The sequence below is a fragment of the Boseongicola aestuarii genome, from assembly GCF_900184815.1.
Classification (GTDB): Bacteria; Pseudomonadota; Alphaproteobacteria; order Rhodobacterales; family Rhodobacteraceae; genus Boseongicola; species Boseongicola aestuarii.
Genome location: NZ_FXXQ01000002.1, coordinates 179,932 through 204,725, shown reverse-complemented (window position 1 = coordinate 204,725; position 24,794 = coordinate 179,932). Strand labels below are relative to the sequence as shown.

Here is a 24,794-nt window from a genome sequence, read left to right as displayed (position 1 = left end):
CTAGACCTGAAGCTTCTTGAAAATGCGTTCGGGGATAAGCCGGATCACCGTCATCACGGGCCACCAGATCAGCGGCGTGTATAGTATGTTCTTCTGACCGTTTGCACCGCGAAGGATATCAGCCGCGATTTTCTCTGGCTGGGCGAGGAATGGCAGTTTTTCCATGCCCCATGTCATCGCAGTGTCGACGGTGCCCGGTTTCACGGTCATGACGTGCACGCCCTTGCGGCCCATGCGATTGCGCAAACCCGACAGGTAAGTGTGAAACCCGGCCTTGGCGGCACCGTAGATATAGTTGCCGATTCTGCCCCGGTCCCCTGCAACAGAGCCGACACCGACAACGGTGCCATTTCCACGTGCCTCGAGGATGGGGGCGATCATTGTTAGAAAAATTGCCGGTCCGGTGAAATTGTCCGTGACTGTGCCGGCAATTAGCGAAGGGTCCGCGTCCATAGCATCCTGTGTCGGCATCGAGCCGACAAATACGGCGACGCTGAGCGTGCCATCAATATCGGATGCGCGCTTGAGAATCGCGCTGAAGCTTGCCGCATCGCGGGCATCAAAAGCGATGACTTCGGCCAGGGGCGCCCCGCGCGCAGCGCAATCGGATGCGGTGGCCTGCATGTCAGCGATGTCGCGCCCAGCGAGAAGAACGCCGTCACCGCTGTCAGAGGCAAGACGCGCAAAGCTGCGGGCTATGGTCGACGTGGCACCGAGGATGATCCAGGTTTGTGACATCAGGCGGTCCTCAATTTCAGGCGGCGGACAAGGTCGGTCATATAGTGTCCGTCCGGATCTGCCTTTTGAACGGTTTTCGACCATGCGGCAAACTCTGGGTACATCCCACGCACCGTGTCCGGTCCGGCCAGCGCATCTTTGGCAAGGTAGATCCGGCCACCAGCCACGACGGTCGCCGCCTCAAGTTCGCCGATCAGGCGCCGAGCCGCAGCGCGGTTGGGAAAATCAACAGCGAGCGTATAGCCTTCCATCGGGAAGGACATATATCCAGCGCGTCCGGGGCCCATGCGTTTCAATACCGCCAGGGGCGAGGCGAGGCCTGACCCTGCGATCCGTTCCAGCATGGCGCGCAAGTCATCGGCGGCCTCGATCGGTACAACGCATTGGAACTGGTGAAACCCGGATTTGCCGTAAAGTCGGTTCCAGTCGTGGATCTTGTCCAGCGGGAAGAAGAAGTTGTCGATGTGTTTGACCACGGTGCGCCCCTTGTCCGGCACGCGTCGCCAGTAGGCGGCATTGAACGTGCGCACAACAGTTGGCGACAAAGCCATGTCCGGTGCATCGAAGGGAATGCGCTTGCCGCGTTTGGCAGGCGGGATCAGGCCAGCGCCGGTTTCGGCCTCTTCGAGAATCCCGCGACCGAGTTGGTCACCGCGCGCGGTCGCATCGATCCAGCCGACGGTATAGGTGGCCTCGGAGGCGTCAAGCAGAGCGAGGAATTCGTTCCAGGCTTCGACGCGACGCTCGGTCACGATCATCACGTCGCCTTTTGCGCGCAGCATTTGCAGACGCGCTGACATAATGGGACCGGTTTGGCCCAGTCCACCGACGGTGGCCTTGAATAGAGCGCTGTTTTTCGCGGGCGTTACGACCTTTGGACCCTTGGGCATCATCAGCGTGATTTCTGTAACATGCATCCCGAACGAGCCTGCGCCGTGGTGATTCTTGCCGTGGACATCCATCGCAATCGCGCCGCCGACGGTGGCAAAGCCGGTGCCTGGCATGACTGGGGGGAGCCAGCCTTTTGGTGCGAAGATCTTCAATATCTGGCCAATTTGGGCACCCGCCTCGATGTGAAGTGCACCTGTGGCCGGATCGAACTCAAGCACGCGATCCATGCGCGTCATGTCGATCATGCGACCTGCGTCGTTTAGACAGGCGTCGCCGTAGCTGCGGCGCATCCCGACAGCTGGCGCGGGGGTTTTTTCTGCGATTGTGGCCAGCGCCGAGGCGCGCTCGGGGCGGGCCAGCGGACCGTGTGCCGAGTGAACGCGGCCCCAGCCGCAATAATCAGTGGTTTTCCAAGTCATGGCGTACTCATTTTCGAGTGTCGTTCAGCAAGGGGAAAGACAAGAAGTCCGATTGCGATGGCGAACCATAGCGTCGTGAGGCGGATAATAAGCGTCGCGGGCAAGGCGATTTCCAAGGGCGTGCCGGAACCGACCAGAAGCGCGACCATTGCGGCTTCGGCGCCTCCGAGCCCCCCCGGTGCACCTGTGAGCCCGCCTGCGAGGGTTGCGAACACAAATATTCCGACGGCTGTCCAAAAACCGATTTCGGCCCCCATCCAGACCAGTAACAGATGAAAGGCCCAGCCTTCGGCAAGCCATCCGATGACACCTAACGCGCCCGCGGCAAGGAGAACGGTTGGACCTTGAAATGCGGTCAGTGATTTCGCGGCGCGGCGCACGCGAGCGAACAGACGCGGGAAGCGGCGCGCACTGGCGACGTGGGATGCGTCACCGGCGGCGCGCATCAAGCGCGGGCGGGTCGCGATAAAGGCGGCGATGAGGGCGAGGATTGCTACCGGAGCACCACCGGCGACGCCCGTGGTCGAAAAGGCCAGAGCGAGAGCAAGCAGGATCGCCATCGCCGCGAGATCTGAGGCGCGGTCCACCAGCACAAGCGGCGCCGTTTTGTCGAACGGCCAACCTGTTTCGCGTTGCAGCCACCGCATCCGCACAAGCTCACCGATGCGCCCGGGCGTGACCGACATCGCAAAGCCTCCGAGGAAGTGTCGCAAATCCTGTGTCAGTCCAGTCGGCAAGCCCAGCCTGTTGGCAAAGAGATGCCAGCGCACCCCGCGCAGCCCGTAGTTCACCAAACTAAGGGCTAAAAGTGCAATGATTTCAATAATCGACAGGTTTCGGACTGCTGCGATCGTTTCTTGCCATCCGGTCGCAACGGCAAGACCTATCAGCCCCGCCAGCACCAAAGCGACGAGGCTGCCGATCAACAACAGGTCGCGGAGCCGCCGGGACGGCTGTGCGGTGCCTGCTACGTGGGGAGGGGGTGAAACGTTACTCATGGCCATTGGTTGTCGATTAGCAACAGATTTAGGCGATATTGTGATGCTGTTTCGAATTCATGAACAGTAAATACACGATTTTTTGCAAAACGTGCGATACGCCGCGTCTAGACGCTGAAACTGTCCGCCCATTCGGGGTTTTTGGCCCGTTGCCGGTTCACGAACGGACACAGTGGGACGATCTTGAAGCCCTGGGCGCGGGCATCGGCGACGAAGTGTTCAACAAGCCGCGCGCCCGTGCCTGTGCCGCGAAGCGTGTCGGGGACCGCAGTATGGTCTGCGATCACCAAAGTTGGAGAGGCGATCGAAAAGGTCAGCTCGGCCTCTGCCCCGTCTCGGGTTAAAACATACCGTCCCTTCGATCCATTGACCTCCTTACGGATGCCGTCGGTCGTCAAACGATAGTCGCCTCGGTGGCTGCGCGGATGTCGTCGTGGCTGACGCCGTCGGCGCATTCGAGGATGTGCAGACCTTTGTGGCCGACTTCGAGAACGCCAAGATTTGTGATGATGAGGTCAACGACGGCCTTGCCGGTCAGGGGCAAGGTGCATTCCTTCAACACTTTGGACTCACCGTGTTTGTTGGTGTGGTCCATCACGACGATCACACGGCCGACGCCAGCAACGAGGTCCATCGCGCCGCCCATGCCCTTGACCAGTTTCCCTGGGATCATCCAGTTCGCCAGATCGCCCTTTTCGCTGACTTCCATTGCGCCAAGGATGGCCGCGGCGATCTTGCCGCCACGGATCATTCCAAAGGACTGGGCACTGTCGAAATAGGACGTGCGGCGCAGTTCGGTGATGGTTTGCTTGCCGGCGTTTATGAGATCGGGGTCTTCTTCGCCTTCAAAGGGGAAAGGGCCCATACCCAACATGCCGTTCTCGGATTGCAGGGTGATGTCCTTGTCACCAACGTAATTTGCAACCAGCGTCGGGATGCCGATGCCGAGGTTCACATACATGCCGTCTTCAAGTTCCTCAGCCGCGCGGGCGGCCATTTGATTACGATCCCAAGGCATTATGCTTCCTCCCGCTTGCGTACGGTGCGCTGTTCAATGCGTTTTTCGTGATCGCCCTGAATGAGGCGGTGCACGTAGATACCCGGCAGGTGGATTTTGTCCGGGTCGAGACTGCCGACGGGGACGATTTCTTCGACTTCGGCGACGCAGACCTTGCCGCACATCGCGGCCGGAGGATTGAAATTGCGCGCGGTCTTGCGGAAAACGAGGTTGCCGGTTTCGTCGGCTTTCCACGCCTTCACGATCGACAGGTCGGCGAAGATGCCGTGTTCGAGGATATAAGTTTCGCCGTTGAATTCCTTGTGTTCCTTGCCCTCGGCGATGACGGTGCCGACGCCCGTCTTGGTGTAGAAACCAGGGATGCCACAACCCGCCGAACGCATCCGCTCGGCCAGGGTGCCCTGGGGGTTGAATTCAAGCTCTAGCTCGCCCGACAGATACTGGCGCATGAATTCGGCGTTCTCGCCGACGTAGGAGCTGATCATTTTGCGGACCTGCTTCGTCTGAAGAAGGATGCCGATCCCGAAATCGTCGACGCCTGCGTTGTTGGAGGCGAACGTCAAGTCTTTGACGCCGCTTTCCTTTATCGCCTGCAAAAGCAGTTCGGGGATGCCGCACAATCCAAAGCCGCCCGCAGCTATGAGCATGTCGTCGCGCAACAGGCCATCAAGGGCCTCTGCTGCGGAACCGTAGACTTTTTTCATGAGAACGCTCCCCTGCCGTTGTTGCGCAATCTTGTGACGCGCAGGCAGGCGAGAGTCAATCGCTGCGGTGCAGCGCGATCAGCTTGCCTTCTTTTTCTTCGCGGGCGCTTTCTTTTTTGCCGGCGCCTTTTTCTTGCCCTTGGTCGCGGCCTTTGCGTCAATGAGGTCAACCGCTTGTGCGATTGTCAGATCGTCCGGGCTGGTTTCCTTTGGCAGGGTCGCATTGACCTTTTCCCATTTCACGTACGGCCCGTATTTGCCGTCCATGATCGAGATATTGCCCCCGCTTTCGGGGTGTTCGCCCAGGTCTTTCAGCGTCTTCGCCGCCCCGCGACGACCGCGCGAGGCGACTTTCTCGGCGATGAGTTCAACCGCACGGTTCATGCCGACGGTCCAGACTTCATCAATGCTTTCGAGGTTGGCGTTCACACCGCCGCGGTCTGAAGTGCTTTCAGCGTATTTCAGGTACGGGCCGTAGCGACCGATGTTTGCCCAGATCGGTACGCCGTCGTCAGGGTGCGGGCCGATTTTGCGGGGCAAGGACAAGAGCTTGACGGCTTGTTCAAGATCGACGTCTTCTGGCGGCCACTCTTTCGGGATCGACTGACGTGGTGGCTTCTTGTTCTCTTCGGTCAATTCGCCGCGCTGCACGTAGGGGCCAAAGCGGCCCTTGTGAACCCAGATGTTGTCGCCTTCATCCGTTCCAAGCATCTTGCCTTCCGGTGGGATCGAGCTTTCGGGCTCGGTTCCGGGAGGGCCGAAGGCGCGAGTGTAGCGGCATTCGGGGTAGTTCGAGCAACCGATGAACGCGCCGCCGGAACGGGCGGTGCGCATGGACAAACGGCCCGCACCACAGTTCGGGCAGAGACGCGGATCGCCGCCGTCCTCGGTTGGTGGAAAGAGGTGAGGTTCGAGAACTTCGTTAATCTTCTCAAGAACTTCGGTGATCCGAAGGTCGGCGGTTTCTTCAATGGCCGCTTTGAAATCGCGCCAGAAACGGGCCAGAACATCCTGCCATTCACGGCTTCCGGCGGTGATGTCGTCAAGCTCTTCTTCGAGGTTCGCGGTGAATTCATAGCCGACATAGCGGCGGAAATAGTTTTCGAGGAAGGCGATGACGAGACGGCCTTTGTCCTCGGGAAAGAGGCGGTTCTTGTCTTTGTGGACGTAACCGCGGTCCTGAATTGTGGTGACGATCGACGCGTAGGTCGAGGGGCGGCCGATGCCGAGTTCTTCCATGCGTTTGACCAGCGTCGCTTCGGTGTAGCGGGGCGGGGGCTGGGTGAAATGCTGTTCTGGTGAAACGGATTTCTTGTCGGTCTTTTCGCCTTCCATGATCTGCGGCAGACGCTTGTCGTCGTCATCGACAACGTCGTCGCGACCTTCTTCGTAGACACGGATAAATCCATCGAAAAGAACGACTTGACCGGTCGCGCGCAGTTCGACCTGACCGTCGCGGCTGGCGATGTCGACGGTGGTGCGCTCCATCTGCGCGCTAGCCATCTGGCTGGCCAGCGTACGTTTCCAGATCAGGTCGTAGAGCTTTCTCTGGTCCGAATCGCGCAAACTCAGGCTTTCGGCGTCGGCCGTCATCTCGGTTGGGCGGATGCACTCGTGGGCTTCCTGAGCGTTTTTCGCCTTGTTTTTATAAATTCGCGGGCTGTCGGGGACGTATTTCGCGTTGTAGCGGGCCTTGATTGCATCGCGGGCTGCGGTCACGGCTTCGGGGGCCATGTCGATGCCATCAGTCCGCATGTAGGTAATGTGGCCGGCCTCATAGAGACGCTGGGCGACCTGCATGGTCTGGCGGGCGCCAAAGCCGAATTTGCGGCTGGCTTCCTGTTGCAACGTCGACGTCATGAAGGGCGGCGAGGGATTGCGGTTGGCGGGCTTTGCCTCGACCGATTTAACGGTGAGGTCGCGGCTGTTGATGGCCTGAACGGCCAGTTCGGCGGCGGTTGCGTTCGGGATGTCGAATTTATCGAGCTTTTTGCCGCCAAGGACGGTCAGTCGTGCGTCGAATTCCTGACCACGGGGCGTGGAAAGCAGGGCTTTCACGGTCCAGTATTCCTGCGCGGGGAACTTTTCGATCTCCATCTCGCGCTCAACGATCAGGCGCAGGCAGACCGATTGCACGCGTCCGGCGGATTTCGCGCCGGGCAATTTGCGCCACAGTACCGGAGAAAGGTTAAAGCCGACTAAATAGTCCAGCGCACGGCGGGCGAGGTAGGCTTCGACCAGATCGATATCGACCTGACGGGGGTTTTTCATCGCCTCGGTGACGGCGGCTTTGGTGACTGCGTTGAAAACGACTCGGCTGACTGGGGTGTCTTTTTTGAGGACTTTGCGCGCGCGCAACGCCTCCTCAAGGTGCCAGCTTATTGCCTCGCCTTCGCGGTCGGGGTCTGTTGCGAGGATCAGTTCGGGGTCGTCTTTCAGAGCGTCAACAATGGCCTTGATGTGCTTCTTGGAATCAGACGCGACCTCCCATTTCATCGAAAATTCGTTGTCCGGATCGACGGATCCGTCTTTCGGGGGAAGGTCACGTACATGCCCATAGCTTGCCAAAACGGTATAATCGGAGCCGAGATATTTGTTTATTGTCTTGGCTTTAGCCGGAGATTCGACAACGACGACTGGCATGAAAAACCTTTCAAGGGAACCGGGGGTCTGCGCGCCGGAACATGTGGGGGCGTTTTGGGTGTTGTCAACGGCGCATCTTCCTCGGGGTGGCAATTGGTGCCCGGGTGCGCTTGCTTTGCGGCTATTCGAGGCGGCGCAACAGGCCGCCCGCGTCGCGCTGGATCGCGCCCAAGATTTCGAGCGCGGCGATCTCGGGAAGGAGCGTGTCGGGGCTGATGTTGAGGTCACGGATGACCTCGTCTTCGGGGGTGGGTGAGGGGCCTATTCGTTCGAGGATTTGCTGATGGAGCGCGCGGGTGTCAGCAGCGGGACGGGGGATTTCGGCGGGGATAGGCGCGGTTTCACGGGACGGTGTCGGGCGCGCGAGTGTGTCAATGACGTCTTGGGCCGAGCGCACGAGGGTGGCGCCATCGCGGATCAGCATGTTGCAGCCCGAAGCGCGGGCGTCGAAGGGGTGGCCGGGGACGGCAAGCACGTCGCGGCCCTGATCGAGAGCTGTGCGGGCTGTTATGAGGCTGCCGGATTTCGCCGCGGCCTCCACGACGACGACGGCTTGTGCAAGGCCGGAGACAAGGCGGTTGCGGCGCGGGAAGTGGTGCGCGGTGGGTGTTTCGTGGATAGGTATCTCGCTGATGCGGCAGCCTTTTTCTGCGATTTCCTGAGCAAGAACGGTGTTTTCCTTTGGATAGATCACGTCGACACCGCCGGCCATGACGGCGATGGTGCCGGTGTCGAGCGCGGCGATATGGGCGGCGGTGTCGACGCCGCGGGCAAGGCCCGAGACAATCGCAAAGCCTGCCGCGCCGAGGTCGGCGGCGAGGCGACGGGCGGTGCGGGTTCCGAGCGATGAGGCGTTGCGGGCACCGACAATGGCGATGGTGGGCCGGGCGAGGTAGTCGGGGTTGCCGATGGTCCACAGGATCGGCGGGGCGTCTGTTATGTCGGCGAGGCGGTCCGGATAGGCGGGCGAGCCGATGGCAATGGGCTGGGCGCCGGTGCGTCGGGCGCTGTCCCATTCACGTCTTATGTCGTCGGGATGTGCGGCGCGGTATTCGGTGAGGCCTGCGTCGCGGGCGATGCCGGGCAAGGCGTCGAGGGCTGCTGCGGCGTCGCCGAACTCACTGAGAAGTCTGTAAAATGTGGAGATACCGACGCGGCGTGATCGCAAGAGACGGAGCCAGGTGAGCCACTCTTCCTCTGTGAGGGGTGGGGTGAGAGGGTAGGTGGAAGGGATTAAATCCTTGGCCATCCTGTCTCAGTCTGCTTGCTGAATCTGGTTATCGGGGGAGTCGGTTAATGGGCCATTAATGTTGAATTTTATCGTCCTCGCTATTTATGGGGAGGTCACAGATCAGGGGAATGTCCGGCGGAGATTCACCCCGTGACACTGCCAGCGGATAAATTCCGGACGAAGGCGCAGCGTTGCAGGCGCGCGCGGTGCTGCGCGCGCGGGGTGCGGTATGGCGACGCGATTGCATTACCGGGTGAGTCGCTGTTCATACATTGGGGATTTCGACGATTTGGCCACGTCGGTATCGCGTCGGTGTAACGTCGGTATCGCGTCAGTGCGACCGTTCGCTGCCGGTCATGGTTAAGACAACGCGCGCAGAAAAGGTAAAGGTCTGGTAAACGCTCAAGACATCCTGACGCGGAGGGCCTAAGCTTGGGCGAGGGTCGCCGGTCGGTGCTCCGGAGTTTCAGGAGTGCGGGTGCGTGTCGGACCTTTTTCAGATCATTTATCGCTCGCGGCCCTTCGGGTTCGACGAGACTTCGTTGGCCGGGATTTTGCTGGACGCACGGCGGTGCAATACGCGCGACGCGATTACCGGCGCTTTGGTCTGTCGTCATGATATTTTCGTGCAGTTGCTGGAAGGGCCCGAGGCAAATGTGCGGGCCGCGTTTCAGCGGATCGAGCGGGACGACCGGCACGTGAATGTCGTGCAATTGGTCGGGGAGGCTGTTTCTGAGCGGCTGTTCGGGGACTGGGCGATGCTGCACGATCCGGCCGAGAGTGAGATCTGGAGCGAGGCCGAGATGGCTGACGGGGCTGCGGAGCGGGCCACGCCGGAGGAAGTGCGGGCAATGTTCGCGGCGTTGCGGGTGGCGCAGGGCGAGGGGCGGATGGACGCTTGAGGCGTGGTTGAGGGCTTTGCCCTCGCGGGCCCTTCTGGCTCGCTCACCCGGGATTTTCGGGACCCAAAGAAGGGTGGGGCGATTGCGGTGTCGTATCGTCGACCAGTCCGTCGATGAACAGGCTGAGGAGTTGGGGGCGGCCAGTGACGCCGGCTTTGCGGTAGATTGCGGCGGTCTGGGCTTTGATCGTGCCTTCGCTGACACCGCGCAGGGACGCCATTTCGAGAGTTGAGAAGCCTTTGATGGCGAAGATCGCAACATCGCGTTCGGCAGGGGTGAGCTGCCAGTCGGTGAAGAGGTCTTCGAGCACATCGCGGAAGGCGCTTTGCGCGCGTTTCAGAGCGGCTTCGGCTTTGGCTGTTTCGGCGCGCGCCTGTTTCAGGGCCAGAATGCCGACGCCGACGCCGGTGACAAGGCCGATGGCGGCCCCGATTTCGATCAGTTCGATGAAGGTCCAGGACAGCGGTGGCAGGGGCAGGGCAAAAACCGAGGCGAGGATTTGAACGACGAAAAAGGCCGCGCAGATGACCTGAATAATCAGCACCGCCGCAAGGAACATTGGGTTCTTCATGGGCGGTGCTTTCGTGTGGCGGGGCGGCGGTGGATCAACACGGGTCAATCGTCATCGCTGTCTTTGCCACGATCGTCGTCCTTGTCGTCGCGATCATCATCAACGTCATCGTCATCGTCATCGTCATCGTCATCGTCATCGTCGTGATCATCATCATCGTCGTCATCATCATCACGATCATCGTCTTCGTCCGCGCGCCGAAGGGCTCGGATGTAGTCACGCAGAACGATGCCGGTACTTGGGTTTACGACGAGTTCGCGGCGAAACTCGGGGCTGAGGGCGACAAAGCGCATGCGCCCGAGCAGGGTCCGGCTGACGCGGATTTCCTCGTAGCCGTCTTCCTGAAGTGCGTTGATATAGTGATCGCGCACCGCGTTTTGGTCCGCGATTGCCGGGGCGGCAGCGAAGGCGAGCAAACCTATCAATAAAAGGCGTTTTAGCATCCTTGAACCCCTAACAGGCTCCGGGGGCAACCGGAGCCTGCGGTTTGAAAAGTCAGACGCGGCGATCAGTCGTCGTCGCTGTCATCATCGTCCTCGTCATCATCATGATCATCGTCGTCATCATAATCGTCGTCGTCGTCGTCGTCGTCGTCGTCGTCATCATCGTCGTCGCGACCATCATCATCATCATCGTCGTCATCAAGAAAGTCGCGATTTCTTGTGCTGATGTCTACGCCTCTCTGACCGATATCGTCATCGTCGGCGCGTTCCATTTCACGTTCCAGAATATGCCCGGTGGCGCGGTCGTAGATGACTTCGAGTTTTTGGTTGCCGCGAATGGCTTCGACTTTGACCTGCGTGAGACCGTTCTTGATCTCGATATAGTCATAGCCAAGCTCTTTCAGGTTGATGACAATCTGGTCGGTGAAGTCATCGGCGTGGGCCGCACCCATCCAGACGGCGAAGGCGGTTGCGAGGGGGAGTGTGTATTTCATCTCAAGTGTCTTTCCTGAAACTGCGCAGGCCGTCGTGGCTGCGCTTCGCCCGGTTTTTTCAGCATCCGTTGCGTCACAAGGATATTGGCCACAGGTTTAGGGCCGCGGCCATTGGCCTGAGGTTTAGGCGCATAAACCTTGGATTATGCGGAGGCTTTCATCAACTTTTGGCTGATATGGACGGTGAAGGGTGACGGCCGGTGGATCAGGTCGCCGAGCCGCCGACCGTCAGGCCGCCGATCATCAGGGTGGGCTGGCCTACGCCGACCGGAACCCATTGGCCGTTCTTACCGCAGGTGCCCATGCCGGGGTCCAGCGCCATGTCGTTGCCGATGGCGCGGATGTGTTTCAGGGCCGTGGCGCCATCTCCGATGAGGGTGGCGCCTTTGACGGGTGCGCCAACCTGGCCGTTTTTGACCTGATAGGCTTCGGTGCATGAGAAGACGAATTTGCCCGAGGTGATATCGACCTGACCTCCGCCGAAGCCAACGGCGTAGATGCCGTCTTTCAGGTCAGCGACGATATCCTCGCGGGTGGCGTCGCCGCCGAGCATATAGGTATTCGTCATGCGGGGCATGGGGGCGTGGGCATAGCTTTCGCGCCGTCCGTTGCCAGTGGCGGGCACGCCCATGAGGCGGGCGTTCTGGCGGTCTTGCATATACCCGACGAGGATGCCGTCTTCGATGAGGGTGTTTTTTGCGCTGGGCGTGCCTTCGTCGTCGATGGTGATCGAGCCGCGCCGGTCGGGGATGGTGCCGTCGTCGAGGACGGTGACGCCTTTGGAGGCGATCTGTTTGCCCATGAGGTCGGAAAAGGCGGAGGAGCCTTTACGGTTGAAATCACCTTCGAGACCGTGGCCGATGGCTTCGTGCAGGAGAATGCCGGGCCAGCCGGGACCGAGGACCACGTCCATCACACCGGCGCGGGCGGGGACGGCCTCCAAGTTGACGAGGGCGATGCGCAGGGCTTCGCGGGCGGCGGATTTCCAGTGCTCGGGGTCAATGAGGCCGGTAAGGGTTGTGCGCCCGCCGCCGCCGGAGCCACCACTTTCGCGACGGCCGTTTTCTTCGACGATGACCGAGACATTGAGTCGGGTCATTGGGCGGGTGTCGGTGACCGAGTGGCCTTCGGGGCGGAGAATCACCACCTCTTGTATGGAGGCGGCGAGATTCGCGGAGACTTGAATCACGCGTTTGTCGAGGGAGCGGGCGTAGGCGTCGATCTCGGCAAGTGTTTCGATTTTGACGGGAAATTCGGCGTCGGCCATCGGATCATGGTCGCCGTAGAGCTTTTGATTGGTGGCGCGGGGGGCCTCGGCGAGGGTGCCGCCACCGTCGCCGACCGCGAGGCGCGCGGTGTCTACGGCGCGTTTCAGAGCGTGTTCGGTGATGTCGGTGGAATGGGCGTAACCGGCGGTTTCACCTTTGACGGCACGAAGCCCAAAGCCTTGTGCGGCGTCGTAACTGGCGTTCTTGAGGCGTCCGTCGTCGAACGAGAGCATTTCCGAGCGGCGGCGTTCGAGGAACAATTCGCCATCATCGGCCCCGGCCACGGCTTCGCGCAGCATCGACAGCGCGCGGGTTTCGTCGAGTAGCGTTTCGAACGGGCGGAAGGCGGTTGTGTCGGTCATGCGTTTTCCTTTGATGCGGGGTCGACGGGCGGCTGTTTGCCGCAACGCCGTGTCTTGTTCCCATGGACGTAATATGGTTTCTAGGGCGCCAAGAACAACAGTGCCGTGGGAAGCGATTTTTGCGGTCAGGGAACACCAACAAACACAGGACCATCTTCGACATGCGTCTTTCGACCTTTCTTACCGGACTGGCCGCATCTTTTGCCGCCACCGGAACTGCTTTCGCTCAGGACCTTCCAATCATCGGCCAACCCGTAGACGGCAAGCTGGGTTTCCAGCCTCAGGCGACCGGTATCATGCAGGATGTGGTTTGGCTGGATAACTTCCTTTTGGTCATCATCACGATCATCACCCTGTTTGTGCTGGGTCTGCTGCTTTTCGTGATCCTGCGCTTCAACCAGAAGAACAATCCCGAGCCACAGACGTTCACTCACAATACACCGATTGAGGTCGCATGGACGGTCGTGCCGATCGTCATTCTGGTCTTTATCGGGGCGTTCTCGCTGCCGGTTCTGTTCAAGGAGCAGATCATTCCGGAAGGCGATGTGGTCATCAAGGCGACTGGCTATCAGTGGTACTGGGGCTATGAATATGTAGACGAGGGCGTCGAGTTCGAAAGCTACATGATCGGAGCCGCAGAAGGGAATATGCTGACACCGGATGTGTCTCAGCAGTTGGCCGATGCCGGTTACACGGACGAGCAGTTCCTGTTGGCGACGGACACGTCGATCGTGATTCCGACCGGCAAGGTAGTCGTGGTTCAGGTTACGGGCGCGGATGTGATCCACTCGTGGACGATCCCGGCGTTTGGCGTGAAGCAGGACGCCGTTCCCGGTCGTCTGGCCGAGCTTTGGTTCGAGGTCGATGAGGGCATGGAGGGCATTTACTTTGGTCAGTGTTCCGAGCTTTGCGGTCTGAGCCATGCTTATATGCCGATCACGGTTAAAGCTGTAACTCAGGCGGATTACGATGCCTGGCTGTCCGAAACCAAGGTTGCGCAAGGCATCGTGGACGACAGTGTTCAGGTAGCTTCGGCCGACTAAGGGACGAGTGAATGTCTGATATTTCAGCAAGCGTTTCGCGCGATTATGAACCGACTTTCGGGGATTACTTCGCGCTGTTGAAGCCGCGGGTGATGTCGCTGGTGGTGTTCACGGCGCTTGTCGGTCTGTTGGTGGCGCCTGTGTCGCTGCATCCGGTCGAGGCATTCGCGGCGATCCTTTTCATTGCGATCGGGGCGGGGGCCTCGGGCGCGCTGAACATGTGGTATGACGCGGATATCGACGCGGTGATGCGGCGGACGGCGAAGCGTCCGGTGCCATCGGGGCGCGTTGAGCCGGGCGAGGCTTTGGCCATCGGCGTCGGCCTTTCGGGCATTTCGGTCGTGATGCTGGCTTTGGCGACAAACCTTTTAGCGGCGTTCCTGCTGGCGTTCACGATTGTTTTCTATGCGGTCATTTACACGATGTGGCTGAAGCGTTCTACGCCGCAGAACATTGTGATCGGTGGAGCTGCGGGTGCTTTCCCGCCGCTGATCGGTTGGGTTGCCGCGACGGGGTCGATCTCGGTTGAAGCGGTTCTGATGTTCGCGGTGATCTTCATGTGGACGCCGCCGCATTTCTGGGCGTTGGCCTTGTTCATGCGCTCGGATTATGACGATGCAGGTGTGCCGATGTTGACGGTGACCCATGGGCGTCGCGCCACGCGGAACCACATTCTGGCCTATACCGTTTTGCTGGCGCCGGTGCCGGTCTGGTTGGCTTTGACCAGCGTGGGTGGTCCGGTGACGTTGCTTGTTGCTGTTGCTTTGAACGCGTGGTTCCTTGTCGGGGCTTACAAGATTTGGCGGCGTGACGAAGTTATGGCCGAGGAAGACAACTTCAAGGTCGAGAAGGCGTTCTTCCGCTTTTCGCTGTATTATCTGTTTGCGCATTTCGGCGCGCTTTTGGTGGATTATGCGCTGAAGGCCGGGGGTGTGGTCTGATGGATTTGAAAGCAACACATGATCTGCACAGTCGCCGTTTGTCGCGCAACGTCGGCGTGGCGTTGACGCTGGTGTTCTTTGTCGCGGTGGTCTTTGGACTGACGGTTGTGAAGGTCACCAATGGCGAGTCGGTTCAGGGATTTGACCACACGGTACGCCCTGAATTGGTGCCGGCGGAGGGGAACTGATGTCTGACGTGAAGACACCAATGGACCCGAAGCAGAAGACTGTTTTGCAGCTTGTCGGCGTGATCGTGTTCATGGGCTCGCTCGCGTGGGCATCGGTGCCTTTGTATGACTGGTTCTGCCGGGTGACGGGCTGGGGCGGTGCGACCGATGTGGCCGAGGCCGCCATGGACGAGCCTTTGCAGGAAACGATCAAGATCCGGTTTGATGCCTCGAAAGAGCGCGGCATGCCGTGGGAGTTCAAGCCGGTCGAGCGGGAAATGGAAATCCGCATCGGTCAGGAAGGTTTGGCTTTTTACGAGGCTTATAACCCGACCGACCGCCCGATTGCCGGGACGGCGGCTTATAACGTGGCGCCTTTCGCGGGTGGTGCGTTCTTCTCGAAAATCGCGTGTTTCTGCTTTGAGCTTCAGGTTCTGGAGCCGGGTGAGCGCGTTTTGATGCCGGTGAGCTTCTTTGTGGAGCCGGAAATTCTCGATGACCCCGACGCGAGCCATGTCACGGTCATCACGCTGAGCTATACGTTCTATGAAACAGACCTGCCGGAGGATTATGCCCCGAAGCAGGCGGCGCTGGTCACGGATGGTGATACAGTGCAAGATATCAACTAAACGCCCGAGGGAACCTCTAATATGGCGCATGCTAAAAACCACGACTATCACATTCTAGCCCCTTCGATCTGGCCGCTTCTTGGCGCTGTCGGTGGCTTTGTCATGCTGTTCGGGGCGGTGCTCTGGATGCACCAGGTCACGCCGTTCATGTTCTTCATCGGACTGGCGGTGGTTCTCTACGTGATGTTCGCGTGGTGGTCCGAGGTCGTATCGGAAAGCCGGATTGGCGATCACACGCCGGTTGTTCGGCTTGGGCTGCGCTATGGGTTCATCCTGTTCATCATGTCCGAGATCATGTTCTTCGCAGCGTGGTTCTGGAGCTTTTTCAAGCACGCGATCTATCCGATGGATCCGGCTGGGATGTCGCCAGCGGTGGATGGTGTCTGGCCGCCTGTGGGGATTGAGACGTTCGACCCCTGGCATTTGCCGCTGATCAACACGTTGATCCTCTTGTGTTCGGGTGCGGCGGCGACATGGGCACACCATGCTCTGGCGCATGAGAACAACCGCAAGGACGTGGCCTCGGGCCTTATTCTGGCGGTGCTTCTGGGCATTTTGTTCACCGCGTTCCAGGCCTACGAGTACAGCCATGCGGCCTTCGGGTTCTCGGGCAATATTTATGGCGCGAACTTCTTCATGGCGACGGGTTTCCACGGCTTCCACGTTGTGGTCGGAACAATCTTCCTGTTCGTTTGTTACCTGCGCTTGCGGGCCGGGGATTTCACACCGGAGCGTCATGTCGGGTTCGAGGCGGCCGCCTGGTACTGGCACTTTGTGGACGTGGTGTGGCTGTTCCTTTTCGCTGCGATCTACGTCTGGGGTGGCTGAATAGGATTTCTTTGCCTCCGGCGGGGATATTTTGAAACAGAAGAAGGCGCGGGGGATTTTCCGCGCCTTTTGCTTGGGAGAGACGACTTTGCGCGTGATGGTGCCTTCGATATTCGGGATTGTCGGTTGTGCCGTTCTGGTGACGCTTGGGGCGTGGCAGTTGGAGCGGCTTGCGTGGAAAACGGCGCTTTTGAACGAGATCGAAGCGCGGATCGGGGCGGAGCCGGTGGCTTTGCCGGAGGTGTTTGATGTGGAGGCGGACCGTTTTTTGCCGGTGGCGGTTTCGGGACGGACGGTTGGGGAAGAGTTGGTTGCTTTGACTTCGGTGCAGGGGGGCGGGCCGGGGTATCGGGTGATTTCGGCGTTTGAGACGGACGCGGGGCGGCGGATCATGGTGGACGAGGGGTTTGTGCCGTCGGATGCGCGGGATGTGGTGCGGCCCGGCGTTGCGATGACGGTTGTGGGCAATCTGCAATGGCCGCGCGAGGTGGATAGTTTTACGCCGGAGCCGGACTTGGGAGCGGGGTTGGTTTTTGCGCGGGATGTCGATGTGATGGCCGAGGCGTTGGGGGCGGAGCCTGTACTGGTCGTGGCGCGGGAGGTGTCGGGAACGGACCTGCGGGCGACGCCATTGCCGGTGACCAGTGCTGGCATCCCGAACAACCATCTCGGCTATGCGGTTCAGTGGTTTGGACTGGCAATTGTCTGGGCGGGGATGACGGCGTTTTTTCTTTGGCGTATGAGGCGGGGACGCCGTGAGGACATGACATGAAATACGTATCGACCCGGGGGCAGGCTCCGGTTTTGAATTTTGAAGAGACGATGCTGACGGGCTTGGCGCGGGATGGCGGGCTGTATGTGCCTGAGAGCATTCCGGTCATGTCGGCCGGGGATATCGCCGCGTTGGCCGGGCTGACCTATGAGGAACAGGCGTTTCGGGTGATGCGTCCGTTTATTGGGGACGCGTTTACGGACGCGGAGTTCGAGGCGATCATTGCGCGGGCCTATGCCTCGTTCGGGCATGATGCGCGGGCGCCCTTGGTGCAGTTGGGACCAAATCATTTCCTGTTGGAGTTATTCCACGGGCCGACCTTGGCGTTTAAAGATTTTGCGATGCAGCTGATCGGGCAGATGTTCGAGTCAGCTTTGACGCGACGAGGCGAGAAGGTCACGATCGTGGGTGCGACCTCGGGCGATACCGGGTCGGCGGCAATCGAGGCGTTTCGGGGTCTGGATGCGGTGGATGTGTTCATTATGTATCCGCATGGGCGCGTGTCGGAAGTGCAGCGGCGGCAGATGACGACGCCGGTTGAGGCGAATGTGCATGCTTTGGCGCTGGACGGGGATTTTGACGATTGTCAGGCGGCGGTGAAGGATATGTTCGCCGACTTTGCGTTTCGCGACGAGGTGCGGCTGGCGGCGGTGAATTCAATCAACTGGGGTCGGGTGCTAGCGCAGGTGGTGTATTTCTTCTCATCCGCTGTGTCTTTGGGTGCGCCGAAGCGGTCGGTGAGTTTCACCGTGCCGACGGGGAATTTTGGAGACATCTTTGCGGGCTATATCGCCAAGCGGATGGGCTTGCCGATTGAGCGGTTGGTGGTTGCGACGAACCAGAACGACATTCTGCACCGGACGTTGGAGAGTGGCGCGTACACCAAGGAAGGTGTGACGCCGTCGATTTCGCCGTCGATGGATATTCAGGTCTCGTCGAACTTTGAGCGCGCTTTGTTCGAGGCTTATGGCCGGGACGGGGGCGCGGTGGCGCAGTTGATGGACGAGTTGAAAGCGTCGGGCGGATTTCCTGTGAGCCAGGGCGCGATTGAGGTTTTGCGGGATATCTATGCGTCGGGTCGGGCGTCGGAAGCGGAGACGAGCGCGACGATTGCGACCATGTTGGAGCGTACGGGGGAGATCCTTTGCCCGCATACGGCGGTGGGTGTGAAGGTGGCTGAGGAGCAGGGTTTGTCGGCGGTGCCGATGATCACGCTGGCCACCGCGCACGCGGCTAAGTTCCCGGATGCGGTGGAGGCTGCGACCGGCATCAGGCCGCCTCTTCCAAACCGGATGGGGGATCTTTATCAAAGGCCGGAGCGCGTCACGCGCGTGAAAAATGACCTGGGGGAGATTGAGGCTTTGATCCGAAAGATGCGCAAAACGTGACGGTTGAAATTCATCGTATGAGCAACGGCGTGCGTGTCGTGACGGAGCATATGCCGGGGCTGGCTTCGGCGTCGCTCGGGGTTTGGGTTGCAGCCGGTGGACGGCATGAGCGTCTGGATCAGAACGGCATCGCGCATTTTCTGGAGCATATGGCGTTCAAGGGGACAGCGAAGCGGTCTGCTTTGGATATTGCCGAGGCGATTGAAGATGTAGGCGGGTATATCAATGCCTACACCAGCCGCGAGATGACGGCGTATTATGCGCGTGTCTTGGAGAATGACGTGCCGCTGGCGTTTGATGTGATCAGCGATATCGTTCTCAATCCGGCGTTTGACCCGCGCGAGGTCGAGGTCGAGCGGCATGTGATCCTGCAGGAGATCGGGCAGGCGCATGATACGCCGGACGATGTGATTTTCGACTGGTTGCAGGAGACGGCGTTTCCGGATCAGCCTTTGGGGCGCACGATTTTGGGGCCGTCCCAGAAGGTGTCGTCTTTTGGTGTCAAAGATCTCTCGGGGTTTGTGGCCGAGCGGTATGCGCCGGGCAATATCATCGTCTCGGCGGCGGGGGCTGTGGATCACGAGGCAATTGTGAAGGCGGCGGAGGAGGCGTTCGGGCATCTGGCGGCGCATGATGGCGGTGGCACCGATCCGGCGGTTTTCCGGGGCGGCGAGCACCGGGTTGAGAAGGACCTTGAGCAGGCGCATTTCGCTTTGGCGTTCGAAACGCCCGGCTATCGCGATCCGGCTGTATATACGGCGCAGATTTTCTCGACCGTTTTGGGCGGCGGCATGTCATCGCGGCTGTTTCAAGAGGCGCGTGAGAAGCGCGGTTTGTGTTACACGATATTTGCGCAGACCGGGGCTTATGCAGATAGCGGCTTGCTGACAATTTATGCCGGGACCGGCGCGGAGGACATCGAAGGGTTGGTAAACCTGACGGTGGATGAATTGAAGCGGTCGGCGGACGATATGACGCCTGCCGAGATCGCGCGGGCGCGGGCGCAAATGAAGGCGGGGATGCTGATGGGGCTGGAGAGCCCGTCGAACCGCGCCGAGCGTCTGGCGCGTTTGATGTCGATCTGGGACCGGGTGCCGCCGCTGGAAGAAACGGTTGAGTTGATTGATGCTGTGACGACGGGCGATGCGAAGGCCTTTGCGGCGGACTTGGTTGAGAAGGCCGACACGGCTCTGGCATTGTATGGGCCGATTTCGCGCGCACCGGAGCGCGAGGCTCTGGCGGGCAGGTTGGTCGCGTAATGCTGAAGTTCGGGCGCAAGGTCCGGATCGATACCGGGCGGATGATTTTGCGCCCGCCCGTGCATTCAGATTTTCGCCACTGGGCGGCGCTTCGCGAGCAATCGGCGGAGTTTCTGACGCCTTGGGAGCCGCGCTGGGCGCGGGACCATCTGTCTCGGAAGTCCTTTGTGAACCGGGTCTATTGGGCCAGCCGGTCAATTGCGCAAGGGACGGCTTTGCCGTTGTTTCTGGAGCGGCGCGAGGACGGGCGTTTGATCGGGGCGATCACCTTGGACAATATCCGGCGCGGGCCGGCGCAGGCCGGTACGATCGGGTATTGGATCGGTGCGCCCCATGCGCGTGAAGGCTATATGCGCGAGGCGCTGACAGCGATGGTGCATCACGCGTTCGAGGTGTTGGACCTCAGCCGGTTGGAGAGCGCGTGTTTGCCCGAGAACAAGGCGTCTCGGGGATTGCTGGAGAAATGCGGGTACAAATACGAGGGCGTGGCGCAGTCGTATTTGCAGATCGACGGGCGGTGGCGGAACCATGTTCTATACGCGAATTTGCGTGGGGATCGGCGCGGTAAGGTCGACGGGTAGCGCCTTTGGGTAGCTGTCGGATTTGGTATTTATGAAAGGGTGAAGAGGAAGGGGCGGTGCCTTTGTCTTTATCCGCTGAGGGTCAGGTTCGAAGGGCGGTTCGGGTCTTTGGAGGCGTAGAAGTCGCTGAGACGTTTGCCGCGTTCTTCGCGGAAGTGCCCGGCGCCGGTGGTTGATGTGATGCGGTCGGCGCGGAACATGCGGAAGTCTTGGCGCAGTTCACACCAAGCGACGAGGGTCCAGACCTTGCCCCAGAACCACAGGCCCAAGGGGCGGATGCTGCGCATGGACGCGGTGCCGTCTTCGGTTGTGTAGGTGATGTCGAGCTTTGTGTGCGTTTCGACGGCGGCTTTCAGGAGGTCGAGGCGCTTGCGGGTTTCCGCGTCAAGTTCGGGCATCTGGAAGGCGTGGACCTGCACTTTGGCCGCACTGGAGCGGGCATCGTCTGGCAGGACGGCGCGGATTTTTACCAATGCCTCTTCGGCGGCTTCTGCCATGGCGGTGCCGCCCCAGGCGCGGATCAGGCGCGCACCGGCGGTGAGGGCGACGATTTCGGAGCGTGTGAACATCAGGGGCGGGACGTCATAGCCTTCGCGCATGATGTAGCCGACACCTGCTTCGCCGTCGATCGGCACGCCGGTGCCTATGAGATCAGCGATATCGCGGTAGATGGTGCGTTCGCTGACTTCGAGTTTTTCGGCCAGTATGGCGGCGGTGGTGAGCCGACCGTCGCGCAGATATTGCACGATCTGAAAGAGACGGTCGGCCCGGCGCATCAGGCGGCCTTGGCTTCAAAGAGGCCGATGGAGTTGCCGTCGGGGTCGAGCGCCTATTGGAAGCGCCCGACGGGCAGCGGGATCGGATCGCCTTGCACGGTACCCCCTGCTTTCCAACAGCGGTCGGCGGCGGCTTCGAGCGTGTCGGGAACGATCAGGTGGATTGTAGGACCCTGGTTCGGGGCGGCAGGCTCGCCGGGGTAGAGGTGGCCAGACACGCCGGTCATGTCATCGGTGAAGTTTGCCATCGGATTTGGCCCGCTTTCGTCACGGTTGAGGGTGAAGTTGAACACGGCCTTATAAAACGCGATGCCGCGGTCGATGTCACGCACGGGGATTTCAGTCCAGACGACGGAATTGGCAGGAGTGGTGGTCATGATTCGCTTTCCTTTGTTGAGTTGATGACCCCTTTTGACACACGCCTCCTGACAGGGTTGTGTCAGGAGGATTTGGTGGCGCGCGAATTTGCGGACGGCTAATGTGGTTGAAACCCGAAGCTTTCCCGGCTTTGACAGTGGCATGTTTGGACGGGTTTTCAGTTTCTTGTCGAATGCGTGCTTTGCGGCTCTGCTCGTTGGAGTGGCGCTGCCGGGCAGCCATCGGTTTGTCTGGCCCGAGGCCTATGGCCTGGTCGAGGTTGCGCCGCATGTCTGGACGGATCGGCCCGAGCGGGCGGGGGATTATCTGGGGTTGGTTGATGCGGCGCGCGTGCGGGTCGAGGAGTTTTTCGGGGACGCGGCACCGCGTCCAGTGATGGTGCTTTGTGCGAGCCGTGCCTGTGCGCGGGATTTCGGGATTGGCGGCAATGGGCTTTCGGTGGCGGATCTGGCGGTGATGGTGGCGCCGGGTGGATTGACGCTTGGCACGTTGAGCCACGAGATGATGCATGCCCGGCTGCACCGGTCGATGGGATTGCGCAATTTGGTGCGCCAGCCTTACCCCACATGGTTTGATGAGGGGCTTGCGACCTATGTGGCGGATCATCCGCGTGGAGGCGGGGCGGTGACGGAGGCGTCTCGGGCGCGGGTGCGTGAGGTGACGCGGTTCTGGCAGTTGCGCGCGGTGTTCGATGAGTTGGGCGTGGGGCGGACCTATGGATCGGCAGCGGCGGAGGTGGCCGAGATCGATCGTCGCGCGGGGCGTGCGGGGTTATTGGAGTTGATCGCGCGGGCGGAGGCGGGCGAGCCGTTTCTGCGGGTTCTGGAGGAAGTGGTTGGGCGTTAGGCCGTGTCTTAAGTTGGACGTTTGAAGATCGACAGGGCGAGGGCGATCACGTCTTTTGGATCTTCGCCGCGGGCGCGCATGTCGAGGGCGAGGCCGATCTGAGCGTGGAGATATTGCGCGGCTTGCGGCACCGGGATGTTGCCTGACCAGTCGCCGTTTTCGAGGCCATCGTGCAGGGCTTTTTCGAAAGCGGCGAGGGCCATTGCGTCCATTTGGTCAATGAGCGCGCGGGTGGTTTCACCGAATGCCGACTGGTTGGCGCGCATTTTGACGAAGAGGCAGCCGTGCTTGTGCAGCGGATCTTCGGCGGAGAGGCGGGCGACGGCGTTGATACGGTCGCGAAAGCTGGCGTCGCTGGAGAGGATCTCGATAACTTTGGTGAGCACGCATTCGGCGTAATGGGCGAGTGCCGCTTTGGTCAGGCCGTCTTCGTTGCCAAACTCGCGGTAGATCGACGGTTTGGCGACGCCGGCGCGCTGTACCACCGAATTGAGCGAGACGTTTTCGGGGCCGTCCTGCCAATAGGCGTGCATCGCGATATCGACCACGTCGGATTTATTGAGCGTTTTGGGGCGGCCGCGTTTGGCTTTTTCAGACATTTTATACCATGTGGTAATTAATTATTGACGAGGGGCTTTTTAATAGGTTACCGATTGGTCCGTAATTAAGCAACGCCGGGTTAGACTTGGTTGAGGCACCCGGTCAACTTTGTCTGAAAGGATATCAGGACATGAAGAAGCTTCTCACTGCCGTCTGCGCGGCGGCCCTTTTGTCGAGCCCGGTTTTGGCGGATGCGCATAAGGACGATCATATTGTTTTTCTTGGTGAAGTGGCCTGGCAGGACGTTATTCCGGGCGTTCAGCTTGCGCTCGGTTGGGGCGGTCCGGCAGCGGGGGATGACATCTGGCTTCTTCGGATGGCACCCGGTGTTGGCATCCCGTCTCATGCGCATACCAATGATTACTGGGGTCTGACCATTCAGGGGACTTGGGTCCACGTGCATGAGGACGGTTCGGAAACCGCGACGACGGCGGGGGATTACGCGTTTGTCGAAGGCGGTGTGTTCCACGCGGATCGCTGTGACGGTGAGGTGGTTTGCATTGGCTTGCTGGACTTTGACGGCGAACGGGATGCAATTTTCCCGGAGTGACGGCAAATTGGTGTCGTTATCTTGGCGTGGCTGATGTGCTGATCTGAGCCCAAGGTGAGAGGGTGGGCCAATAAGGCCTTCCCTATCTCTCTGTCGCGCCTTTGCCGGAAAGGATTCTATCGCGGAATTTCTCGATGCGATTGATGCGTGTTGCGGATTGCCTGGCCCGGTTAAGATTTAGGATGTAGCTTTTGCGGCGGCCCGGTGTGAGGCGGTGGAAGGCATCGGCAAGTTCGGGGTCGGCATCAAGTGCGTCCGTCAATTCGTCCGGCATTTCCGGCAGGGTAACGTCCTTTGGGGGCTTCAGGCCCTGTTCGGCGTAGCCCATCGCTTCTTTCAGGTAGGCCTGGATCGTGGCCTTTTGACTGTCGGGAGCGGCGTTGTCGGTGAAGCGGATCGAGTCGGGGTGTTTGGCGTTGGGCCCTTGGCGTACAAGGACTCCATAGGGGTCCTTCATGAGGGCGGCGTTGAAGAAGCTGAGGCGGAAGTCCCCCGAAAGGCACCGAAGACCACGATGTTGCGTCCGGCGTGCATGTAACAGGGGTGCGCCCATTTGAGCGTTTCGGTGAGGCCCGCCATCTGGCAGATGTTGCGCAAGGCCAGAAGGCCCTTGTGCCACTGTCTGGTTGAGCAATCGGGTGTATCAAAGCGTGGGCAGCGACCACAGCCTTTGGTAAAGTAGTCTTCGATGTCCTCAATCATCGAGGCGCTAGCCCAGTTCGGCGCTTGGGATGACCGGGAAAAACTGGCCCTCGGACCAGAGGCCGAACCAGCTTTTGCCGTCGACGTCGTGATGCGCGCCGATATCGACGAGGCGATAGAAACTTTTGCGGTCGATGAGCGCTTCGAGATTGGCGCGGATCAGGATGTAGGGCGAGGGTTCGCCCGTCTCGGGATCGCGTTCGACGCGGATGGGGTGGTCGGTGCTGGCGGTGGCGGTGTCGCCCAAGTTGGTCTCAAAGGTCAGGCTTTGGTCAGTACCTACGCCGGTTGCGGTGAAGTCGACGGCGACGAAGGGCGCATCATCAACCTGGATACCGACCTTTTCAACAGGCGTGACGAGGACATAGCGGTCGCCGTCTTTTCGCAGAATCGTCGAGAAAAGGCGCACCAGCTCGGGGCGTCCGATGGGTGTGCCAAGGTAAAACCACGTCCCGTCACGGGCGATGCGCATGTCCAGATCGCCGCAATCTGGGGGATTCCAAAGGTGCACCGGCGGTAAACCGCGCGTTTTTACGGCGCGTGCGCTGGCTGCGATGCCCTCGGCGGAGGGTTTCACGATGTTTTGTGCCATTTCCTCTTTTGCCATTTGTCCCGTTCGCCATACTTCGTTCTATTGAGATCATAGATCATT

30 protein-coding genes are annotated in these 24,794 nt (G+C 60.2%); 13 read left to right on the top strand and 17 right to left on the bottom strand.

Annotation, left to right across the window (positions count from 1 at the left end):
• The 8 genes from BOA8489_RS03940 to dprA form a co-directional block, all read right to left on the bottom strand.
• Positions 1 to 738 (bottom strand): SDR family NAD(P)-dependent oxidoreductase, encoded by a 738-nt coding sequence (locus BOA8489_RS03940; protein ID WP_093972685.1) that lies wholly within the window; start codon positions 736 to 738, stop codon positions 1 to 3.
• Positions 738 to 2,048 carry an FAD-binding protein gene (locus BOA8489_RS03935; RefSeq protein ID WP_093972684.1) on the bottom strand — a complete coding sequence of 437 codons (1,311 nt, stop codon included), beginning with the start codon at positions 2,046 to 2,048 and terminating at the stop codon, positions 738 to 740. Before BOA8489_RS03935 ends, BOA8489_RS03940 begins: the two co-directional genes overlap by 1 nt.
• Positions 2,045 to 3,046 carry a lysylphosphatidylglycerol synthase transmembrane domain-containing protein gene (locus BOA8489_RS03930; protein ID WP_093973032.1) on the bottom strand — a complete coding sequence of 334 codons (1,002 nt, stop codon included), beginning with the start codon at positions 3,044 to 3,046 and terminating at the stop codon, positions 2,045 to 2,047. Before BOA8489_RS03930 ends, BOA8489_RS03935 begins: the two co-directional genes overlap by 4 nt.
• A 107-nt stretch (positions 3,047 to 3,153) precedes the next feature.
• Complete coding sequence (locus tag BOA8489_RS03925; protein WP_245813654.1) at positions 3,154 to 3,444, bottom strand: GNAT family N-acetyltransferase; 291 nt, start codon at positions 3,442 to 3,444, stop codon at positions 3,154 to 3,156.
• Positions 3,441 to 4,064: a 3-oxoacid CoA-transferase subunit B gene (locus BOA8489_RS03920; protein WP_093972682.1), complete on the bottom strand. Its 624-nt coding sequence runs from the start codon at positions 4,062 to 4,064 to the stop codon at positions 3,441 to 3,443. Before BOA8489_RS03920 ends, BOA8489_RS03925 begins: the two co-directional genes overlap by 4 nt.
• The gene (locus BOA8489_RS03915) at positions 4,064 to 4,768 is read right to left on the bottom strand and encodes a CoA transferase subunit A (RefSeq protein ID WP_093972681.1); all 705 of its coding nucleotides are present in this window, start codon (positions 4,766 to 4,768) and stop codon (positions 4,064 to 4,066) included. The genes BOA8489_RS03920 and BOA8489_RS03915 overlap by 1 nt, the downstream gene beginning before the upstream one ends.
• Positions 4,769 to 4,846: 78 nt before the next feature.
• The gene (topA, locus tag BOA8489_RS03910) at positions 4,847 to 7,411 is read right to left on the bottom strand and encodes a type I DNA topoisomerase (protein ID WP_093972680.1); all 2,565 of its coding nucleotides are present in this window, start codon (positions 7,409 to 7,411) and stop codon (positions 4,847 to 4,849) included.
• A gap of 121 nt (positions 7,412 to 7,532) precedes the next feature.
• The gene (gene dprA, locus BOA8489_RS03905) at positions 7,533 to 8,660 is read right to left on the bottom strand and encodes a DNA-processing protein DprA (protein ID WP_093972679.1); all 1,128 of its coding nucleotides are present in this window, start codon (positions 8,658 to 8,660) and stop codon (positions 7,533 to 7,535) included.
• A 464-nt stretch (positions 8,661 to 9,124) separates the two neighbouring features.
• On the opposite strand from dprA, the gene BOA8489_RS03900 reads away from it, so the two are divergent.
• Positions 9,125 to 9,544 (top strand): BLUF domain-containing protein, encoded by a 420-nt coding sequence (locus BOA8489_RS03900; protein WP_093972678.1) that lies wholly within the window; start codon positions 9,125 to 9,127, stop codon positions 9,542 to 9,544.
• Positions 9,545 to 9,587: 43 nt separating this feature from the next.
• Here BOA8489_RS03900 and BOA8489_RS03895 read toward each other — a convergent pair whose 3' ends face one another.
• A complete protein-coding gene (locus BOA8489_RS03895) occupies positions 9,588 to 10,115 on the bottom strand; it encodes a helix-turn-helix transcriptional regulator (protein ID WP_093972677.1) in 528 nt (175 codons plus the stop codon).
• Between the two features lie 29 nt (positions 10,116 to 10,144).
• Here BOA8489_RS03895 and BOA8489_RS20370 point away from each other — a divergent pair, with 29 nt between their 5' ends.
• On the top strand, positions 10,145 to 10,543 hold the full coding sequence (locus tag BOA8489_RS20370; protein WP_176440203.1) for a hypothetical protein: 399 nt from the start codon (positions 10,145 to 10,147) through the stop codon (positions 10,541 to 10,543).
• Positions 10,544 to 10,623: 80 nt separating this feature from the next.
• On the opposite strand, the gene BOA8489_RS20365 is transcribed toward BOA8489_RS20370, so the two are convergent.
• Together BOA8489_RS20365 and tldD are read right to left on the bottom strand one after the other, a co-directional pair.
• Positions 10,624 to 11,052 (bottom strand): hypothetical protein, encoded by a 429-nt coding sequence (locus BOA8489_RS20365; RefSeq protein ID WP_093972675.1) that lies wholly within the window; start codon positions 11,050 to 11,052, stop codon positions 10,624 to 10,626.
• A 205-nt stretch (positions 11,053 to 11,257) separates the two neighbouring features.
• Positions 11,258 to 12,682 carry a metalloprotease TldD gene (tldD, locus tag BOA8489_RS03875; protein ID WP_093972674.1) on the bottom strand — a complete coding sequence of 475 codons (1,425 nt, stop codon included), beginning with the start codon at positions 12,680 to 12,682 and terminating at the stop codon, positions 11,258 to 11,260.
• Between the two features lie 161 nt (positions 12,683 to 12,843).
• On the opposite strand from tldD, the gene coxB reads away from it, so the two are divergent.
• The 9 genes from coxB to BOA8489_RS03830 all read left to right on the top strand — a co-directional run bounded on the left by coxB (position 12,844) and on the right by BOA8489_RS03830 (position 20,290).
• A complete protein-coding gene (gene coxB / locus BOA8489_RS03870) occupies positions 12,844 to 13,725 on the top strand; it encodes a cytochrome c oxidase subunit II (RefSeq protein WP_093972673.1) in 882 nt (293 codons plus the stop codon).
• Between the two features lie 11 nt (positions 13,726 to 13,736).
• Positions 13,737 to 14,666: a heme o synthase gene (cyoE, locus tag BOA8489_RS03865; protein WP_093972672.1), complete on the top strand. Its 930-nt coding sequence runs from the start codon at positions 13,737 to 13,739 to the stop codon at positions 14,664 to 14,666.
• The gene (locus BOA8489_RS03860; protein WP_093972671.1) at positions 14,666 to 14,854 is read left to right on the top strand and encodes a cytochrome c oxidase system small membrane protein; all 189 of its coding nucleotides are present in this window, start codon (positions 14,666 to 14,668) and stop codon (positions 14,852 to 14,854) included. Before cyoE ends, BOA8489_RS03860 begins: the two co-directional genes overlap by 1 nt.
• Entirely contained in the window at positions 14,854 to 15,462 is a 609-nt protein-coding gene (locus tag BOA8489_RS03855; RefSeq protein ID WP_245813653.1) for a cytochrome c oxidase assembly protein, read from the top strand. Before BOA8489_RS03860 ends, BOA8489_RS03855 begins: the two co-directional genes overlap by 1 nt.
• Before the next feature lie 21 nt (positions 15,463 to 15,483).
• Complete coding sequence (locus tag BOA8489_RS03850) at positions 15,484 to 16,290, top strand: cytochrome c oxidase subunit 3 (protein WP_093972669.1); 807 nt, start codon at positions 15,484 to 15,486, stop codon at positions 16,288 to 16,290.
• Positions 16,291 to 16,387: 97 nt separating this feature from the next.
• A complete protein-coding gene (locus tag BOA8489_RS03845; protein WP_093972668.1) occupies positions 16,388 to 17,062 on the top strand; it encodes an SURF1 family protein in 675 nt (224 codons plus the stop codon).
• Positions 17,059 to 18,450, top strand: coding sequence for a threonine synthase (gene thrC / locus BOA8489_RS03840; protein WP_093972667.1), 1,392 nt, complete (start codon positions 17,059 to 17,061; stop codon positions 18,448 to 18,450). The genes BOA8489_RS03845 and thrC overlap by 4 nt, the downstream gene beginning before the upstream one ends.
• Positions 18,447 to 19,709 carry a M16 family metallopeptidase gene (locus BOA8489_RS03835; protein WP_093972666.1) on the top strand — a complete coding sequence of 421 codons (1,263 nt, stop codon included), beginning with the start codon at positions 18,447 to 18,449 and terminating at the stop codon, positions 19,707 to 19,709. Before thrC ends, BOA8489_RS03835 begins: the two co-directional genes overlap by 4 nt.
• Entirely contained in the window at positions 19,709 to 20,290 is a 582-nt protein-coding gene (locus tag BOA8489_RS03830) for a GNAT family N-acetyltransferase (RefSeq protein ID WP_093972665.1), read from the top strand. The genes BOA8489_RS03835 and BOA8489_RS03830 overlap by 1 nt, the downstream gene beginning before the upstream one ends.
• 68 nt (positions 20,291 to 20,358) lie before the next feature.
• On the opposite strand, the gene BOA8489_RS03825 is transcribed toward BOA8489_RS03830, so the two are convergent.
• Positions 20,359 to 21,066 carry a helix-turn-helix transcriptional regulator gene (locus BOA8489_RS03825; RefSeq protein ID WP_093972664.1) on the bottom strand — a complete coding sequence of 236 codons (708 nt, stop codon included), beginning with the start codon at positions 21,064 to 21,066 and terminating at the stop codon, positions 20,359 to 20,361.
• 53 nt (positions 21,067 to 21,119) lie between these two features.
• Complete coding sequence (locus BOA8489_RS03820; protein WP_093973031.1) at positions 21,120 to 21,443, bottom strand: VOC family protein; 324 nt, start codon at positions 21,441 to 21,443, stop codon at positions 21,120 to 21,122.
• A gap of 103 nt (positions 21,444 to 21,546) precedes the next feature.
• Here BOA8489_RS03820 and BOA8489_RS03815 point away from each other — a divergent pair, with 103 nt between their 5' ends.
• Entirely contained in the window at positions 21,547 to 22,290 is a 744-nt protein-coding gene (locus BOA8489_RS03815) for a hypothetical protein (RefSeq protein WP_141138231.1), read from the top strand.
• Between the two features lie 8 nt (positions 22,291 to 22,298).
• Here BOA8489_RS03815 and BOA8489_RS03810 read toward each other — a convergent pair whose 3' ends face one another.
• Positions 22,299 to 22,889, bottom strand: a complete 591-nt coding sequence (locus BOA8489_RS03810) for a TetR/AcrR family transcriptional regulator (RefSeq protein ID WP_093972662.1) — start codon at positions 22,887 to 22,889, stop codon at positions 22,299 to 22,301.
• A 131-nt stretch (positions 22,890 to 23,020) separates the two neighbouring features.
• Here BOA8489_RS03810 and BOA8489_RS03805 point away from each other — a divergent pair, with 131 nt between their 5' ends.
• Positions 23,021 to 23,440 carry a cupin domain-containing protein gene (locus tag BOA8489_RS03805; protein ID WP_093972661.1) on the top strand — a complete coding sequence of 140 codons (420 nt, stop codon included), beginning with the start codon at positions 23,021 to 23,023 and terminating at the stop codon, positions 23,438 to 23,440.
• Positions 23,441 to 23,522: 82 nt separating this feature from the next.
• Here BOA8489_RS03805 and BOA8489_RS20990 read toward each other — a convergent pair whose 3' ends face one another.
• The 3 genes from BOA8489_RS20990 to BOA8489_RS03795 are packed head-to-tail and all read right to left on the bottom strand — an operon-like array spanning position 23,523 to position 24,749.
• Positions 23,523 to 23,897 (bottom strand): YdeI/OmpD-associated family protein, encoded by a 375-nt coding sequence (locus BOA8489_RS20990; RefSeq protein WP_306345745.1) that lies wholly within the window; start codon positions 23,895 to 23,897, stop codon positions 23,523 to 23,525.
• Positions 23,894 to 24,142, bottom strand: coding sequence for a DUF1801 domain-containing protein (locus BOA8489_RS20985; RefSeq protein ID WP_306345744.1), 249 nt, complete (start codon positions 24,140 to 24,142; stop codon positions 23,894 to 23,896). Before BOA8489_RS20985 ends, BOA8489_RS20990 begins: the two co-directional genes overlap by 4 nt.
• Before the next feature lie 7 nt (positions 24,143 to 24,149).
• Positions 24,150 to 24,749, bottom strand: coding sequence for a DUF1285 domain-containing protein (locus BOA8489_RS03795; RefSeq protein ID WP_093972660.1), 600 nt, complete (start codon positions 24,747 to 24,749; stop codon positions 24,150 to 24,152).
• Between the last annotated feature and the right edge of the window lie 45 nt (positions 24,750 to 24,794).

What these genes read in the sequence shown, in the direction of transcription:
- BOA8489_RS03940 (WP_093972685.1), bottom strand. Translation starts at nt 738, where the DNA reads ATGTCACAAACCTGGATCATCCTCGGTGCCACGTCGACCATAGCCCGC.
- BOA8489_RS03935 (WP_093972684.1), bottom strand. Translation starts at nt 2,048, where the DNA reads ATGACTTGGAAAACCACTGATTATTGCGGCTGGGGCCGCGTTCACTCG.
- BOA8489_RS03930 (WP_093973032.1), bottom strand. Translation starts at nt 3,046, where the DNA reads ATGAGTAACGTTTCACCCCCTCCCCACGTAGCAGGCACCGCACAGCCG.
- BOA8489_RS03920 (WP_093972682.1), bottom strand. Translation starts at nt 4,064, where the DNA reads ATGCCTTGGGATCGTAATCAAATGGCCGCCCGCGCGGCTGAGGAACTT.
- BOA8489_RS03915 (WP_093972681.1), bottom strand. Translation starts at nt 4,768, where the DNA reads ATGAAAAAAGTCTACGGTTCCGCAGCAGAGGCCCTTGATGGCCTGTTG.
- topA (WP_093972680.1), bottom strand. Translation starts at nt 7,411, where the DNA reads ATGCCAGTCGTCGTTGTCGAATCTCCGGCTAAAGCCAAGACAATAAAC.
- dprA (WP_093972679.1), bottom strand. Translation starts at nt 8,660, where the DNA reads ATGGCCAAGGATTTAATCCCTTCCACCTACCCTCTCACCCCACCCCTC.
- BOA8489_RS03895 (WP_093972677.1), bottom strand. Translation starts at nt 10,115, where the DNA reads ATGAAGAACCCAATGTTCCTTGCGGCGGTGCTGATTATTCAGGTCATC.
- BOA8489_RS20365 (WP_093972675.1), bottom strand. Translation starts at nt 11,052, where the DNA reads ATGAAATACACACTCCCCCTCGCAACCGCCTTCGCCGTCTGGATGGGT.
- tldD (WP_093972674.1), bottom strand. Translation starts at nt 12,682, where the DNA reads ATGACCGACACAACCGCCTTCCGCCCGTTCGAAACGCTACTCGACGAA.
- coxB (WP_093972673.1), top strand. Translation starts at nt 12,844, where the DNA reads ATGCGTCTTTCGACCTTTCTTACCGGACTGGCCGCATCTTTTGCCGCC.
- cyoE (WP_093972672.1), top strand. Translation starts at nt 13,737, where the DNA reads ATGTCTGATATTTCAGCAAGCGTTTCGCGCGATTATGAACCGACTTTC.
- BOA8489_RS03860 (WP_093972671.1), top strand. Translation starts at nt 14,666, where the DNA reads ATGGATTTGAAAGCAACACATGATCTGCACAGTCGCCGTTTGTCGCGC.
- BOA8489_RS03855 (WP_245813653.1), top strand. Translation starts at nt 14,854, where the DNA reads ATGTCTGACGTGAAGACACCAATGGACCCGAAGCAGAAGACTGTTTTG.
- BOA8489_RS03850 (WP_093972669.1), top strand. Translation starts at nt 15,484, where the DNA reads ATGGCGCATGCTAAAAACCACGACTATCACATTCTAGCCCCTTCGATC.
- BOA8489_RS03845 (WP_093972668.1), top strand. Translation starts at nt 16,388, where the DNA reads ATGGTGCCTTCGATATTCGGGATTGTCGGTTGTGCCGTTCTGGTGACG.
- thrC (WP_093972667.1), top strand. Translation starts at nt 17,059, where the DNA reads ATGAAATACGTATCGACCCGGGGGCAGGCTCCGGTTTTGAATTTTGAA.
- BOA8489_RS03830 (WP_093972665.1), top strand. Translation starts at nt 19,709, where the DNA reads ATGCTGAAGTTCGGGCGCAAGGTCCGGATCGATACCGGGCGGATGATT.
- BOA8489_RS03825 (WP_093972664.1), bottom strand. Translation starts at nt 21,066, where the DNA reads ATGCGCCGGGCCGACCGTCTCTTTCAGATCGTGCAATATCTGCGCGAC.
- BOA8489_RS03820 (WP_093973031.1), bottom strand. Translation starts at nt 21,443, where the DNA reads ATGACCACCACTCCTGCCAATTCCGTCGTCTGGACTGAAATCCCCGTG.
- BOA8489_RS03810 (WP_093972662.1), bottom strand. Translation starts at nt 22,889, where the DNA reads ATGTCTGAAAAAGCCAAACGCGGCCGCCCCAAAACGCTCAATAAATCC.
- BOA8489_RS03805 (WP_093972661.1), top strand. Translation starts at nt 23,021, where the DNA reads ATGAAGAAGCTTCTCACTGCCGTCTGCGCGGCGGCCCTTTTGTCGAGC.
- BOA8489_RS20990 (WP_306345745.1), bottom strand. Translation starts at nt 23,897, where the DNA reads ATGAAGGACCCCTATGGAGTCCTTGTACGCCAAGGGCCCAACGCCAAA.
- BOA8489_RS20985 (WP_306345744.1), bottom strand. Translation starts at nt 24,142, where the DNA reads ATGATTGAGGACATCGAAGACTACTTTACCAAAGGCTGTGGTCGCTGC.
- BOA8489_RS03795 (WP_093972660.1), bottom strand. Translation starts at nt 24,749, where the DNA reads ATGGCAAAAGAGGAAATGGCACAAAACATCGTGAAACCCTCCGCCGAG.